General features: G+C 68.7%; 13 protein-coding genes. 5 read left to right on the top strand and 8 right to left on the bottom strand.

Going from position 1 to position 14,530, the window contains the following annotated elements; translation table 11 throughout:
- Positions 1–9: 9 nt before the first annotated feature.
- From recG to sciP, 4 genes are all read right to left on the bottom strand, one after another.
- Entirely contained in the window at positions 10–2,100 is a 2,091-nt protein-coding gene (recG, locus tag F3H87_RS14230) for an ATP-dependent DNA helicase RecG (protein ID WP_149787556.1), read from the bottom strand.
- Entirely contained in the window at positions 2,097–4,343 is a 2,247-nt protein-coding gene (ligA, locus tag F3H87_RS14225) for an NAD-dependent DNA ligase LigA (RefSeq protein WP_149787555.1), read from the bottom strand. The genes recG and ligA overlap by 4 nt, the downstream gene beginning before the upstream one ends.
- A 77-nt stretch (positions 4,344–4,420) precedes the next feature.
- On the bottom strand, positions 4,421–5,146 hold the full coding sequence (gene ctrA / locus F3H87_RS14220; RefSeq protein ID WP_149787689.1) for a response regulator transcription factor CtrA: 726 nt from the start codon (positions 5,144–5,146) through the stop codon (positions 4,421–4,423).
- Positions 5,147–5,232: 86 nt separating this feature from the next.
- On the bottom strand, positions 5,233–5,520 hold the full coding sequence (sciP, locus tag F3H87_RS14215) for a CtrA inhibitor SciP (protein ID WP_149787554.1): 288 nt from the start codon (positions 5,518–5,520) through the stop codon (positions 5,233–5,235).
- 137 nt (positions 5,521–5,657) lie between these two features.
- On the opposite strand from sciP, the gene mnmA reads away from it, so the two are divergent.
- On the top strand, positions 5,658–6,800 hold the full coding sequence (mnmA, locus tag F3H87_RS14210; protein ID WP_149787553.1) for a tRNA 2-thiouridine(34) synthase MnmA: 1,143 nt from the start codon (positions 5,658–5,660) through the stop codon (positions 6,798–6,800).
- A gap of 17 nt (positions 6,801–6,817) precedes the next feature.
- Here mnmA and F3H87_RS14205 read toward each other — a convergent pair whose 3' ends face one another.
- From F3H87_RS14205 to F3H87_RS14195, 3 genes are all read right to left on the bottom strand, one after another.
- Positions 6,818–7,597, bottom strand: a complete 780-nt coding sequence (locus F3H87_RS14205; protein WP_149787552.1) for a hypothetical protein — start codon at positions 7,595–7,597, stop codon at positions 6,818–6,820.
- A gap of 117 nt (positions 7,598–7,714) precedes the next feature.
- Positions 7,715–8,611 carry a DMT family transporter gene (locus tag F3H87_RS14200; RefSeq protein WP_149787551.1) on the bottom strand — a complete coding sequence of 299 codons (897 nt, stop codon included), beginning with the start codon at positions 8,609–8,611 and terminating at the stop codon, positions 7,715–7,717.
- A gap of 43 nt (positions 8,612–8,654) precedes the next feature.
- Positions 8,655–9,290 (bottom strand): hypothetical protein, encoded by a 636-nt coding sequence (locus F3H87_RS14195; protein WP_149787550.1) that lies wholly within the window; start codon positions 9,288–9,290, stop codon positions 8,655–8,657.
- Between the two features lie 34 nt (positions 9,291–9,324).
- Here F3H87_RS14195 and F3H87_RS14190 point away from each other — a divergent pair, with 34 nt between their 5' ends.
- The 4 genes from F3H87_RS14190 (at position 9,325) to F3H87_RS14175 (ending at position 12,750) form a co-directional block, all read left to right on the top strand.
- The gene (locus F3H87_RS14190) at positions 9,325–10,023 is read left to right on the top strand and encodes an endonuclease/exonuclease/phosphatase family protein (protein ID WP_149787549.1); all 699 of its coding nucleotides are present in this window, start codon (positions 9,325–9,327) and stop codon (positions 10,021–10,023) included.
- 364 nt (positions 10,024–10,387) lie between these two features.
- Positions 10,388–11,239, top strand: a complete 852-nt coding sequence (locus tag F3H87_RS14185; RefSeq protein ID WP_149787548.1) for a PhzF family phenazine biosynthesis protein — start codon at positions 10,388–10,390, stop codon at positions 11,237–11,239.
- A 97-nt stretch (positions 11,240–11,336) separates the two neighbouring features.
- Positions 11,337–12,146, top strand: a complete 810-nt coding sequence (locus tag F3H87_RS14180; protein ID WP_149787547.1) for a DUF533 domain-containing protein — start codon at positions 11,337–11,339, stop codon at positions 12,144–12,146.
- 43 nt (positions 12,147–12,189) lie between these two features.
- On the top strand, positions 12,190–12,750 hold the full coding sequence (locus tag F3H87_RS14175) for a pseudouridine synthase (RefSeq protein WP_149787546.1): 561 nt from the start codon (positions 12,190–12,192) through the stop codon (positions 12,748–12,750).
- Between the two features lie 32 nt (positions 12,751–12,782).
- Here F3H87_RS14175 and F3H87_RS14170 read toward each other — a convergent pair whose 3' ends face one another.
- A complete protein-coding gene (locus F3H87_RS14170) occupies positions 12,783–14,417 on the bottom strand; it encodes a divergent polysaccharide deacetylase family protein (protein WP_223228072.1) in 1,635 nt (544 codons plus the stop codon).
- Positions 14,418–14,530 lie beyond the last annotated feature (113 nt).

The following is a 14,530-nucleotide window of genomic DNA, read 5'->3' as shown; positions in this document are numbered from 1 at the left end:
ACGCGCGCGCTAACCCACTGAAATCAAACGGATCGCCTGATCCTGTTCCATCAGCCACAGCAGAACGCGCGCGGCGCGGCCGCGGTCGCCCTTCAGGTCCGGGTCGCTGGCCATCAGGTTGCGCGCGTCGCTCTGGGCGGTGGCCATCAGCGCGGCCTGCCGTTCCAGATCGGCCACCCGGAACCGCGGCAGGCCCGATTGCGCGGTGCCGATCAGGTCGCCCGCGCCGCGCATCTCAAGGTCCACCTCGGCGATGCGGAACCCGTCCTCGGTGTCGCGCAGGGTGGTCAGCCGCCGCTCGCCGCCCTCGGACAGCGGCGGCTGGTACATCAGCAGGCAGGTCGACGCCTGATCGCCCCGCCCCACCCGGCCGCGCAGCTGGTGCAGTTGCGCGAGGCCAAATATCTCGGCCCGTTCGATCACCATGATCGTGGCGTTGGGCACGTTCACCCCAACCTCGATCACCGTGGTCGCCACCAGCACGCTGGTCTCGCCGCGCTGGAACGCCGCCATCGCGGCATCCTTGTCGGCGGGCGGCATCTGGCCATGCACCAGCCCCACCACGCCTTCGCCCAGGGCGGCGCGCAGCCGTTTGAACCGGTCCTCGGCGGCGGTCAGGTCGACCAGTTCGGATTCGTCCACCAGCGGGCAGACCCAATAGGCCTGCCGTCCTTCGGCCACCGCGCGGCGCAGGTGATCCACCACCTCGTCCATCCGCCCGGTCGAGACCAGCGCGGTGGTGACCGGCTTGCGCCCGGGCGGCTTTTCGTCCAGCACCGATACGTCCATGTCGCCATATTGCGCCAGCGCCAGGCTGCGCGGAATCGGCGTGGCGGTCATCACCAGCACATCCACCGCCTGCCCCTTCTGCCCCAGCTCCAGCCGCTGCCGCACGCCGAACCGGTGCTGTTCATCGACCACCGCCAGCCGCAGGTCGCGGAAGGCCACGTCTTTCTGGAACACCGCATGGGTGCCCACCAGAACGTGAATGTCGCCCCGCGCCAGCGCCGCCAGCTTGGCCTTGCGCTCGGCCCCCTTGTCGCGGCCGGTCAGGATTTCCAGCACCACGCCGGCATCCTCGGCCATCGGGCGCAACCCTTCCAGGTGCTGGCGGGCGAGGATCTCTGTGGGCGCCATCATCACCCCCTGCCCGCCCGCCTCGACCGCGATCAGCAGCGCCATGAAGGCGACCAGCGTCTTGCCCGCGCCCACATCGCCCTGCAGCAGCCGGTTCATGCGCAGGGGGTTCGCCATGTCGTCGGCGATCTCGCCGATGGTGCGGGTCTGCGCGCCGGTGAGCGCATAGGGCAGCGCGGTCAGCACGCGGGCCTGCAACGCGCCGGTGCCCTTGGTCTGCCGCCCCTTGGCCCGGCGCAGTTTCGAGCGCGCCAGCGCCAGCGTCAGCTGATGCGCCATCAGCTCGTCATAGGCCAGCCTTTCGCGCGCGGGCGCACCGGCGGCCAGGTCGGCCAGCGTCTGCGGCGCGTGCGCGGCGGCGATCGCGTCGTGCCAGTCGGGCCAGCCGGCCTGCCGCTTCTGTTCGGGATCGATCCATTCGGGCAGTTCGGGCACGCGGGTCAGCGCGCCCTGAACCGCCTTGGTCATCTGTTTCAGGCTGACGCCGTGGGTCAGCGGATAGACAGGCTCGAACGCGGGGATATCCCCGACCTCTTCCACCGGCAGCACGTGATCGGGATGCACCATCTGCGCGATACCGTCGAACAGCTCGACCCGGCCCGACACCACCCGGCGCTGGCCGGTGGGCAGCAGTTTCTGCAGGTAATCGCCGCGCGCGTGGAAAAACACGATCTGAAAGCTGGTTTTCGCATCCTCGACCGTCACGCGATAGGCGCCGCCCTTGCGCGCGGGCGGGCGATGCTGGCCCACCGTCACCCCGACCGTCAGCACCTGCGGCAGGTCCGCGCCCAGCACGCTGTCGCGCCGCCGCCGGTCAATGCCGGTATGCGGCAGCGTCAGGATCAGGTCGCGCGGGCGCGTGATGTCGAGATGTTCCAGCAGCCCGGCGGTCTTCGGCCCCACGCCGGGCAGCGTGTCCACCCCGGCAAACAGCGGGAAAAGCTGTTCGGGCCGCCCGCTCATGCGTCCCCGACCAGCGCCAGCCAGCCGTCTTCGTCGATCGTCTCGACGCCAAGCTCGGCGGCCTTCTTCGCCTTCGATCCCGCGCCCGGCCCGGCGACCAGCAGGTCGGTTTTCGCGCTGACGCTGCCCGACACCCTTGCGCCCAGCGATTCCGCCCGCGCCTTGGCCTCGGCGCGGGTCATCTTTTCCAGCGTGCCGGTAAAGACCACGGTCTTGCCCGCCACCGGGCTTTGCGAGGCCGGCGCCTCGGGCGGCAGAACGCTCAGATGCGCGCGCAGCGCGTCGAAGGCCGCGCGCTCGTGACCGTTGGCAAAGGCATCGCTCAGCGACAGGCCGAGGGTGGCGCCGATCCCGTCGATGCCAATCAGGTCCTCCCAGGCGGCGGTGGCCGCATCGGGCACCGCGCGTTCGGCGATGGCGGCGGCGCGGGTTTCCTTGATCCGCGCGCGCCGCCCCTCGGCGGCGGCAGCGATCCGCTCGGCCTCTTCGGCCTCGTCGGCGGCGCGATGGGCCAGCGCCGCCGGGCGTGCCTCGTCCAGCGCCTGCGCCATCGCGTCCCAGTCGCGGTAATGCAGCGCCAGGTCGCGCGCCGCCACCTCGCCCACGTGGCGGATGCCCAGGCCGAAGATCAGCCGCGCCAACGGAATGCGGCGCCGTTCCCCGATCGCCGCAAACAGGTTGGCGGCCGAGGTTTCGCCCCAGCCCTCGCGGTTCTTCAGCTGTTGCAGGCCGCTGCCATAGCGGTCCTCCAGCGTGAAGATATCCGCCGGTTCGGCAATCCAGCCGTCACGATAGAACTGTTCGACCTGCTTTGCGCCCAGCCCTTCGATATCGAAGGCCGCGCGGCTGACGAAATGCCTGAGCTTTTCCACCGCCTGCGCCGGGCAGATCAGCCCGCCGGTGCAGCGGCGCACCGAATCGCCCTCTTCCCGGATCGCGTCCGATCCGCATTCCGGGCATCGGGTGGGAAATTCATAGGGTTCTGCATCCCCGGGGCGTTGCGACAGGTCCACGTCCGCCACCTTGGGGATCACGTCGCCCGCGCGATAGACCTGCACCCAGTCGCCCACCCGGATATCCTTGCCCTCGCGGATCGGGTTGCCGCGCGCGTCGCGCCCGGCGATGTAATCCTCGTTATGCAGCGTGGCATTCGACACCACGACGCCGCCCACCGTGACCGGCGTCAGCCGTGCCACCGGGCTGAGCGCGCCGGTGCGGCCCACCTGGATGTCGATCGCCTCAAGCCGGGTCCAGGCCAGTTCGGCGGGAAACTTGTGCGCGATCGCCCAACGCGGCGTGGTCGAGCGAAAGCCCAGCCGCGCCTGGTAGGCCAGGTCGTCCACCTTGTAGACGACGCCGTCGATGTCATAGCCCAGCGTCGCGCGCTGCTGTTCGATCTGCGCGTAATGCGCCAGCAGATCGGCCAGGCCGGTGCAGCATTCGGTCAGCGGGTTGGTGGAAAAGCCAAGGCTCGCCAGCCGCGCGATGGCGCCAAGCTGCGTTTCGGCCAGCGGCGCGGACAGCTCGCCCCAGCCATAGGCGAAGAACCGCAAGGGCCGCGACCGGGTGATTTCGGGATCGAGCTGGCGCAGCGATCCGGCGGCGGCGTTGCGCGGGTTGGCGAATGTCTTGTCGCCCCGCTCGGCCTGCCGGGCGTTCAGCGCCGCGAAATCGGCGTGGCTCATATAGACCTCGCCGCGCACCTCCAGCACATCCGGGGCCCCGTCAAGGGTTTGGGGGATATCGCCGATCGTGCGGGCGTTCTCGGTCACGTTCTCGCCCACCGCGCCGTCGCCGCGGGTGGCCGCGCTGACCAGCCGGCCTTGTTCGTATCGCAGCGACAGGCTCAGCCCGTCGATCTTGGGCTCGGCGGTATAGGCCAGCGGCGCCTCCGCCGAAAGGCCCAGGTATTTGCGGATCGAGGCGTCGAACTCGGCCACGTCCTCGTCGGCGAAGGCATTGCCGAGGCTCATCATCCGCACCGCGTGGGTGATCTTGCCGAACCCCTCGGCCGGTTCCGCGCCGACCTGTTCGCTGGGGCTGTCGGCGCGTTTCAGGTCGGGAAAGCGCGCCTCGATCTCCAGGTTGCGGGCCTTCAGCCGGTCGTATTCCGCATCCGGTATCTCGGGCGCGTCCTCGCGGTGGTAGGCGCGGTTCGCCGCGTCCAGAAGCCCGGCCAGCCGCGCCAGCTCGGCCCCGGCCTCATCCCGCGTCAGCTTGTCCACCGGTGTTTCTTTCGTCATGGTCGCGCCCCCATCACCAACGTCCAAGTGATAGGGGCGCGCCCGCCCGAGGTCCAGCCCGTGAGTGGTGGCGGATGTCAGGCGCCGATGGCCACCTTGCGGTCCCCGTCCGCGGGATCGGCCGCCGGCTGCGGATCGCGCAGCACATAGCCGCGCCCCCAGACGGTTTCGATATAGGTCTCACCGCCGGTGGCCTGGCTCAGCTTTTTCCGCAGCTTGCAGATGAAGACGTCGATGATCTTCAGCTCAGGCTCGTCCATGCCGCCATAGAGATGGTTCAGGAACATCTCCTTGGTCAGGGTCGTGCCCTTGCGCAGCGACAGCAGTTCGAGCATCTGGTATTCCTTGCCGGTCAGGTGCACGGTCTGGCCCTCCACATCCACCGTCTTGGCATCCAGGTTCACGTTCACCATACCGGTGCGGATCACCGATTGCGAATGCCCCTTGGAACGGCGGATGATCGCGTGGATGCGCGCCACCAGCTCGTCGCGGTGGAACGGCTTGGTCAGGTAATCGTCCGCGCCCGAGCCGAAGCCCCTGATCTTGCTGTCGGTGTCGTCCGCCCCGCTGAGGATCAGGATCGGCGTTTCGACCCGCGCCAGGCGCAGCTGGCGCAGCACCTCGTGCCCGGTCATGTCGGGCAGGCCGATATCCAGCAGGATCAGGTCGTAATCGTACAGCTTGGCAAGATCTATCCCCTCCTCCCCAAGGTCGGTCGTATAGACGTTCAGGTTGGCATGGGTCAGCATCAGTTCGATGCTTTTCGAGGTCGTGGGATCGTCTTCCACCAGCAGCACGCGCATATCGTTCTCTCCGTTCATCGGGCCTTGATGGAATCAAACGTGAACAAAAATAGTTAACCACACGTTATCGGCGCTTATTGGATATATTATTCTCTTTTAGGTTGTCTATATTTTTGTGTCGCCGTGGCCCTGAGCGCATCGTATCCATGCGTCCGAATGGCAGTCAGCCACTCGGAAAATTCCTCCTCGCTCAGCCCGTAGCGGTCCAGCGCCTCGTCCCGCGCGATCAGCCCCGACAGCACCGCGCGCACCACCGCCGCCTTGCGGCTGGCCACCCAGCGCCGCGTATCCGCGGGCGGCAAATCCGCGCGCGTCATGACCGAGCCGTCGGGCAACGTCACGGCCCGCGGGCCGCCCACCTTCCTGAGATACATGTCAGCCATCCCTTTCTCGAACGGCCCGAGACTGGCCGCACAGGGTTTAACGCGGAATGAAACGGGGGGCTTGAGAGTGTCTCGGATTTTCCTATATTCTCGCCGACTTCCGACTCGCGCGCAAAAGGACGGTCGCAATGGCCCTCGATACCGATACCCCGCTCAACTCGCTGGGCTTTGCAAAGCCGCCGGCCGAAACCCGCGTGGTTGTCGCCATGTCGGGCGGCGTGGACAGCTCCGTCGTGGCCGCGCAACTGGCCGAAGAAGGTTATGACGTGATCGGCGTCACCCTCCAGCTTTACGATCACGGCGCCGCACTGGCCAAGAAGGGCGCCTGCTGCGCCGGTATCGACATCCACGACGCCCGCCGCGTGGCCGAGGAAATGGGCTTTCCCCACTACGTTCTGGACTATGAAAATATCTTCAGGGACGCGGTGATCGACGAGTTCGCCGACAGCTACCTTGCCGGGGCGACGCCGGTGCCCTGCATCCGCTGCAACGAACGGGTGAAGTTCAAGGACCTGCTGGAAACCGCCCGCGATCTCGAGGCCGACTGCATGGCCACGGGCCACTATATCCAGCGCAAGGCGGGCGCGAACGGGCCGGAGCTGCATTGCGCAGCGGATGCCAACCGCGACCAGAGCTATTTCCTGTTCTCGACCACGCCGGAGCAGCTGGATTACCTGCGTTTCCCGCTGGGGCACCTGCCCTCCAAGGCGGCGACGCGGGAACTGGCGGCGAAATACGGGCTGGCCGTGGCCGACAAGCCCGACAGCCAGGATATCTGCTTCGTGCCCAACGGCAATTACGCCAGCGTGATCGAGAAACTGCGCCCCGGCGCCGCCGAACCGGGCGAGATCGTGCATTCCGACGGCCGCGTTCTGGGCCGCCATGACGGGGTGATCCACTACACCATCGGCCAGCGCCGGGGCCTCGGCATCGGCGGGCTGTCCGAACCGCTCTACGTGGTGAAACTCGACGTCGACACCCGCCGCGTGGTCGTCGGCCCGAAAGAGCTGCTGGCCACCAGGATCGTGCCGGTGCGCGAAATCAACTGGCTGGGCGACGCCCCCTTCGACAGCCGCGCGGAATGGCATGTCTCGGTCAAGGTCCGCTCGACCCGCCCCCCGCGCGAGGCGATCATCCGCCCGACCTCGGCCACCACCGCCGATGTCGAACTGCTGACCCCCGAGGAAGGCGTCAGCCCCGGGCAGGCCTGCGTGTTCTACGAAACCGGCGGCAGCCGCATCCTGGGCGGCGGCTGGATCTGGCGGGGATAGGCCGCCGGCTCCTGCCGTCAGGCATCGACCCTGCCCCGCCACTGCCTTTCGAAATCCAGGACCCGCCGGACATTTTCGTCGACCTTGTCCTCGGCCTCGAGTCTCAGGACCGGACGGCCCATGTCTCTTGCCCGCTCGATCATGCGATCATACAGGGTCGTTTCGGTCTCGACGCGCCTGCGAACGTCGCTGTCCCGTATACTATGCTGATATTCAAGGATTTTCCCACGAGCCGAGGCACGTTGCTGCCAGCGCGACACCACCACCCCCGGATCGCGGGCCCGCAAGTAGACGAAGATGCGGCCAGACCACAGGGGGTGCGACGCCTCGGCGTCGCTCTCCAGTATCTCTTCGGGGAAGTTCTTGAACAATCCTTCCTCCAGAACGAACCCCCGTGGAAAGTCGTGCGACGAGATGAAAAGACTTTCCGAGGCCACCCGGGCCATCTGCTGTGCCCGGGCGATGCTGCGCCAGGGGTTCGCGCCGGAGGTCTCTATCCTTCGGATCTTCTGAAAATAGAGGTTTCTGTGAAGCTGCGAAACCGGCGACAGGCTGTCCTTCGGGGGAACCTTGTTCTGCAGATGCGGGCGAAAGAACCAATGGTCCCGGATATGCCCGTGAACCGAGTTGTAGATCGTGGTCTTGCCGATCCCCTGGGCCCCGATGAACTCGACGATCAGGCCGGCGGTGCCGGTCCTTGGTCTATCGTCCAGCCTGGCATCGCTGACGGGTTTGCGCCGGATTTCGAGGCCGGCAAAATCCGCGCATTTTCTTAGTATCTCTTTTGCAAAGGGCATAATGAAACCCGTTCAGATCGGCATAATTCCGCCAACTTAAGCCAGAACGAGTTATTTTTCATGGGTTTTTTCTGCGGATCACGGGGCCATAAAGGCCCCGGGGACAATCGCGGAATGTCACGCGCCGCCCTGCGGGCGGTGCCGGCGGTTGATCAGCACCAGCCCGATCGCCACCATCACGAGCGCCGCGACGGTGTTCCGGCCGACCTCCTCGCCCAGAAGCGCCCAGCCGAAGAACACGCTCAGCACCGGCGACAGGAAGCTGAAGCTGGCCACGCCCGAGGCCGGGTAGACCGCCATCAGGAAGAACCAGAACATGTATCCCAGGCTGGCCACGACGACCACCTGATAGAGCAGCGCCCAGTAATGCACCGGTTGCAGGTCGCGCAGCAGCGGGCCGAACAGGAACGCCGCCGCGATCAGCAGCACCGAGGACACCGTCAGTTGCCACATCAGCTGCATCTCGGGGCGCTGCTCGGCCACCGGGGTCAGCCGCACGGTCAATGCGATGCCCGCCCATCCGGCGGCGGCGGCCAGTGCGGCGATATCGCCCATCACCGACGCCTCGCCGCCCTTGCGCACCGACAGGACCAGCGCCACCCCCGCCATCGCCGTGACCAGCCCCGCCGCGCGCCGCAGCGTCAGCCGCTCGCCCGGCAGCACGAAATGCGCCGCCCCGGCCAGCATCATCGGCATGGTGTAGAACAGGATCGAGGCGCGCGACACCGTGGTGTTGTCCAGCGCCCAGAACAGGCACACGAACTCGAAGGCGAAAAGCGATCCCAGCAAAATGCCCGACGCCCAATAGCGGCGGCCGAAATCCACCCGCACCCCACGCAGCCGCATCCACACGATCAGCACGGCCAGCGCCCCCAGCGACCGCAGGCCGGCCATGAACACGGGCTGGAACCCGCCGGTGCCCACCTTGATCACCACCTGGTTGAAGGCCAGCACACAGGCGAACCCCACCAGCGATACGGCACCGAACAGGTCGATATGATCCTTGCGTTCCATCGCGGGCACTCAGACGCCAAAGCCCGGGCCGCGTCAAGAACCCTTACCGCTTGAAACGCCGGAAGAACCGCGGGTTGCGCCGGACGAAATCGTCGATCAGCAGGCTCAGCCCGCCGCGCATCCGCCATTTCAGGTAGGCCCAGCCCGACCCGGCGCCGATCAGCGCGCCGAACGTGTCGACGATCAGGTCGCCCATCGTGTCCATCAGCCCCGATTTCTGCATGTTCAGTCCAAATGCCTGGTCCATGCAGAACTCGAAAATCTCCCAGGTCGCGCCGATGGCGAGCGCAAAGCAAAAGGCGAAGAAGGCAATCGCCAGCGGCGGCGCGGCATAGCGGTCGCCCTGGAACATCATGAAGACCAGGATGAACCCGATCAGCCCGAATCCCACCGCGCTGCCGCCATGCATGGCGATATCCCACCACCAGAACCGTTCGTAGAAATCGAACACCTCGCCCAGGAACAGCGTGCCGCCCACGAACATGGTGATCGCCGCGACGAAACTGGGCGGCACCACGACATCGGCCCAGCGGCCGATATAGACCGGTGCCAGCGACAACAGCAGCGTCGCCACCGAGACGAAGGCAAGCGGCCAGTTGCCCACGAAAAGCGCATCGACCAGAAAGAAGACCAGCAAGGCCCAGATCGCCTTGGCCACCCATGTCTGATCTGCGAACATCGCCTCGTCCCCTGGTTATGACAGAGTCCGATATATGCGCCCGAGCCCGTTCAGACTAGCCACTTACAACCTGCAGAAGTGCGTGGGCCTTGACCTGCGGCGCCGGCCGGACCGGATTTTGCAGGTGATCGGCGCGATGGGCGCCGACGTGGTCGTCCTGCAGGAGGCCGACAAGCGCCTGCCTCCGCGCCCCGCCGCCCTGCCCGCCCACATGGCCGAGGAAGAAGGCTGGCGCGTGGTCGAGGTGGGCGAGCCCGGCGGCTCGCTCGGCTGGCATGGCAACGCGATGCTGGTCGCCCCGCATGTGAGCGTGCGGCAGACCGCCCATTTCGACCTGCCGGGGCTGGAGCCGCGCGGCGCGATCCGGGTCGAACTCGATACCGCCATCGGCCCGCTGCGGGTGCTGGGCGTGCATCTGGGGCTGGTCAAACGCTATCGCCTGCTGCAACTGGCCGCGATCACGCGCACCCTGCGCGCGCTGCCGCCCCTGCCCACGGTGGTGGCCGGCGATTTCAACGACTGGGGCTCGGGCTGGGATCTCGATGCGCAGGTGCCGGGGCTGCGCTTTGTCGCGCCGGCCGCCAGTTATCCCGCCCCGCGCCCGGTTGCGGCGCTGGACAGGTTCCTGATCTCGGACGACCTGCGCGCGCTCGACAGCGGCGTGCATATCGGCCGCCCGGCGCGGATCGCGTCGGACCACCTGCCGGTCTGGATGGACCTCGCCGCCGGCTGAGGGGCGACCTGTGCTGCGGATCGAAAAGAGCGCAACAGAGGGCACCGCATGGCCGCGGTCGGGCGATCCTACCTTTGTGACTGCCACTTTATCGCGCCGCCACCTCCTCCCTAGGAACGTGGCACTTGCGGCAGCCAATCGCCCGGCCGGGGGGGCGGCCGTGCGATGCCCGGGCCGCTTCGCGGCTGTTCCGGGCTGGGTGTATCGTTCATGTGTCGTGGACGTCCACGAACATGTATTGAATGCAACTGCCCCATCGCCTGTGGGACATAACAACCTTTCCGACACCCCCCAGGCCCCGCTTGCGACGCACACACGCCCATGCCATCACCCTCCGCAACGACACAGCCAGCCGGACCCCGCGATGACCGATTACCTTGTCTACGACGTGTTCACCGACACGCCCTTCGGCGGCAACCCGCTGGCGGTGATCCCCGACGCCACCGCCCTGCCCGGGGCCGACCTGCAACGCATCGCGCGGGAATTCAACTTTTCGGAAACCGCCTTTCTCTTCCCGCCCGACGCCCCGGCCCACACCGCCCGGCTGCGCATCTTCACGCCCACGACGGAAATCCCCTTCGCCGGTCATCCCACTATCGGCACCGCCGTGGCGCTGGCCGATCTGGGGCACGGCCCCGACATGGTGTTGGGCCTCGGCATCGGCCCGATCCGCGCCCGGGCGGAAAACGGCGCGGCGCAGTTCACGACCGAAGCCACGCTGGAGCGGCTGGCCGAACCGGCGCCCGGCCTCGTCGCCCGCGCGCTGGGGCTGGCCCAAGACAGGATTCGCACCGCCACCCACCCGCCGGTCATGGCGACGCTGGGCCTGCCCTTCACCCTGACCGAACTGACCGACCGCACGGCGCTGGCCGCCATCCGCACCGATATCGCCGCCTTCCGCGAGGGCCACGCGCTGTTTCCCGGCGGGCTGGATTTCGCGCAGCTGGCCTATGTCCGCGACGGCGACCGGATCGACGCGCGCATGTTCGCCCCGCTCGACAACATCCCCGAAGACCCGGCCACCGGCAGCGCGGCGGCCACGCTGGCCGCCCTTCTGGCGCAGATCCTCGGGCGCGACCTGGCGCTCGATTACCGCCAGGGCGACGACATGGGCCGGCCCAGCCGGATCGGGCTGCGCACCCACGGCTCCCGCGTCACCGTGTCGGGCCGGGCCGTGCGCGTGATGGAGGGGCGCCTGCACCTGCCCCCGCGATAGCACCACCCGCCCGTGGGGGGAGCGGCCCGCGCCTTTTCCCATGACAGATACGCCCGCGACATGCATTCTGAACCGGCAATCCACCGGGGGAAAGATCATGAGCTTGATGAAAACACTGGCCAAGGTCGCCGTCGGCGTGGCCGTGGCCAAGGGCGCCAGCGCCATGGTGCAGCGCCGGGCGGGGGCGGCGCAGACGCCGGGCGGCGGCCTGCTCGGGCAACTCCAGCGCCAGATGCAGCAACGCCCCGAGGCCACGCAAAGCCGTGGCGGGATCGAGGATATGCTTGGCGGCATCCTGGGCGGCGGCGCGGGCAGCGCCGGGCTTGGCGGCCTGCTGGAGCAACTCGGCGGCGGCGTGACCGGCACACGGGGCGGCGGACTCGACGACCTGCTGGGCGGGCTGGCCGGCGCGGGTGCCGCGGGCGGCATCGGCGGGTTGCTGGGCGGGCTGTTGACGGGCGGCACGCCCGACACCGCGCGCGGCGGCTTCGGCGACGTGCTGAACCAGGCCATCGCGCGGCAGGACGAACCCGACACGCCCCCCACCACCGAACAGGAGCTGGCCGCCGGGCTGATGCTGCGCGCGATGATCCAGGCCGCAAAATGCGACGGCAAGCTGGACGATGCCGAACAGGCGCGGCTGCTGGACAAGCTGGGCGATGTCTCGCCCGAGGAACAGGCCTTCGTGCAGGCCGAATTGCAGGCCCCGGTCGACGTGGCCGGGCTGGCGGGACAGGTGCCGCAGGGGCTGGAGCCGCAGGTCTATGCCATGTCGGTCATGGCCATCGACCTCGACAGCCAGCCCGAGGCGCAATACCTGCACGGCTTCGCACAGGCGCTGGGGCTGCAGCCGCAGACCGTCAACCATATCCACGACCAGTTGGGCGTGCCCACGCTTTACACCTGATCGGCCCTGTTCATGCGCCCCAACCCGCGCTATGCGTCACCGCATGGCGCGGCTGATCCTGTTCAACAAACCCTTTGACGTGTTGTCGCAATTCACCGATCGCGGCAGCACCGGCAGCCCGCGCGCCACCCTGTCCGGGTTCATCGCCATCCCCGGCATCTACCCCGCCGGCCGGCTCGACCGCGACAGCGAGGGGTTGCTGCTGCTGACCGATGACGGGACATTGCAGGCCCGTATCAGCCACCCGAAGAACAAGATGCCCAAGACCTATTGGGCGCAGGTCGAAGGCGTGCCGGACGACGCCGCGCTGGCGGCCTTGCGAAAGGGCGTGACGCTCAAGGACGGGCCGACGCGACCGGCAAGGGTGACCCGGATCAAGGAACCGCCCGGCCTCTGGCCGCGCACTCCGCCGATCCGGTTCCGCAAATCCGTGCCCGACTGCTGGATCGAGCTGACGATCACCGAGGGGCGCAACCGGCAGGTGCGGCGGATGACAGCGGCCGTGGGCCATCCCACGCTGCGGCTGATCCGGGCGCGAATCGGCCGCTGGGCGCTGGACGGGCTGCAACCGGGCGACTGGCGCGAGGTCGACCCCGGCGCCTGAACCGCGCGGTTTTCAGGCCAGACCGCGCGGTTTCACTCGCCCGGGGCGATCTCCGCCGCCATCCCCGCCCGCGCGCGCAGCAGCGCCGAAACCGGCGCCAGCGCCACCCGCCCGGCCCGGTCGGCCAGCCCCCACAGGATCAGCGCCGACACGGTTTCGGCCCGCGCACGGCCGACCATCACCACGCTGGCGGGCTCCTGCCCGGCCTTGAACGCGGCCTGGTCCAGGAACCGCCGGATCACCGGGGCCTCCTGCCCCGCGGCATCGAAATCCCGAAACAGCGTGACCGCCGGCACACCTTCCTTTTCGGCCAGCTTGCGCGCGGTATCGAGCCCGTTGGGATACATCACCAGCCCGTGCCCGCTGTCGCGCAGGTAAGCGGCAACCTGGTCCGAGATCGCGCGGCTGGATTGCAGGCCCGTGCGGTCGCCCTCCATCACTCCCACGACGCCGGGCAGCGCGCCCAGGATGGCGGCAAGGTTCACCTCGACATCCGGTGCCTGCGCGGCCTCGGGGATATCGACCAGCGCCAGCACCTCGAACCCGGCCGCGCGATAACGTTCGGCGGCGGCGGCGGCCCCGTCCCATGCCGGATCGACGGCGAAGGTGACAGGATAGGGAAATGCGCTGAGCGCCTCGACCGCGCTGGAGAAATCGCCCCGGTCGATCAGCACGACAGACATCAGCGGCTTGCCCTCGGGGTTTTCGAACGGCGCGGCGTTGGCCACGATCGGCGGTGCATCGGATGCAGCCACCGGCGGGGCGGCGGCCTGATCCGGCGCGGCATCCCCGTCGGCGCCGACCGAGGGCAGGCGCGACGAGACGCGCGAATCCGCCCGCTCGACCAGCGAGGGCGCGGGCGTGCCGACACCGGGGCGGTCGCCGGTCGCGGTATCCGGTTCGGGGTCGGTTTCGGCTTCGGGGTCGGCGGGTTCCGGTGCGGGCGGCTGGGACGGAGCGGCCTCGGCCTGCGGCTCGGGCGCGGGGGCCGGTGCGGGCGTGGCGGGCGCGGCCGGGTCCATCGCGGCGATCCCGGGCGCGGCGGGCTCCTCCTCGCTGGCCGGTTCCGAGGGCGGCGGCATGGCAGGGGCGGTATCGGCCACGTCGGGGGCCGGCGCGGCAGGGTCTGCGGCCGGGTCGGTTTCGCCCGCTTCGCCCGCGATCTCTTCCTCAACCTCCTCCTCGGCAGGTTCGGGCGCGGCGCCCTCGTCGGGGGCCGCGGGACTGGCGGGGGCATCCACCCCCTCTTCGGCCACGGGCGCGGCGGGCAGCGCCGCCTGCGGGCCGGGCAGCACCGGCGCGTCGGTCGTCACCTCGACCCGGCCACGCTGCCCCTGCGCGGGCGGGCTGGCCAGCCGGTCCTCGGCGGTGCCGGTGCTGGGCTGGGCCGCCGGATCGGTATCGGCCCCCTGCATTGAGGCCAGCGTATCGGGTTCGGGCGCCACGACGGCGGGGGGCGCGCCCGGTTCGGGCTGCGGCAGCGGCGCGGGCACCGATGCCTCGCGATCCTCGCGCCGTTCCTGGAATTCCGATCCCGGCGGCACCTCGACCGCCGCTGTTTCGGGCTGCGGCACCACCGGCGGGCCGATGACGGCCGTGATGGCGACGGCGGCCACGACCGACACCACCCCGCCGAAGACTATCCCACCCAAGAATCCGCGCGCCATCTGCCTGCTCCCGTCTGCCGACCCCGTTGCCGGGGCCTGCCCCTGCGTTCCATGCCCCGGTCTTTTGCCCCTTTTGGTGGCATTGCTTGACCTTGCCATGCAAGCCTGAACAA

The sequence above is a fragment of the Lutimaribacter pacificus genome, assembly GCF_900142185.1.
GTDB classification, from domain to species: domain Bacteria; phylum Pseudomonadota; class Alphaproteobacteria; order Rhodobacterales; family Rhodobacteraceae; genus Lutimaribacter; species Lutimaribacter pacificus.
The sequence above is the reverse complement of the archived record's forward strand: the minus strand, read 5'-3'. Positions and strand labels throughout refer to the sequence as shown.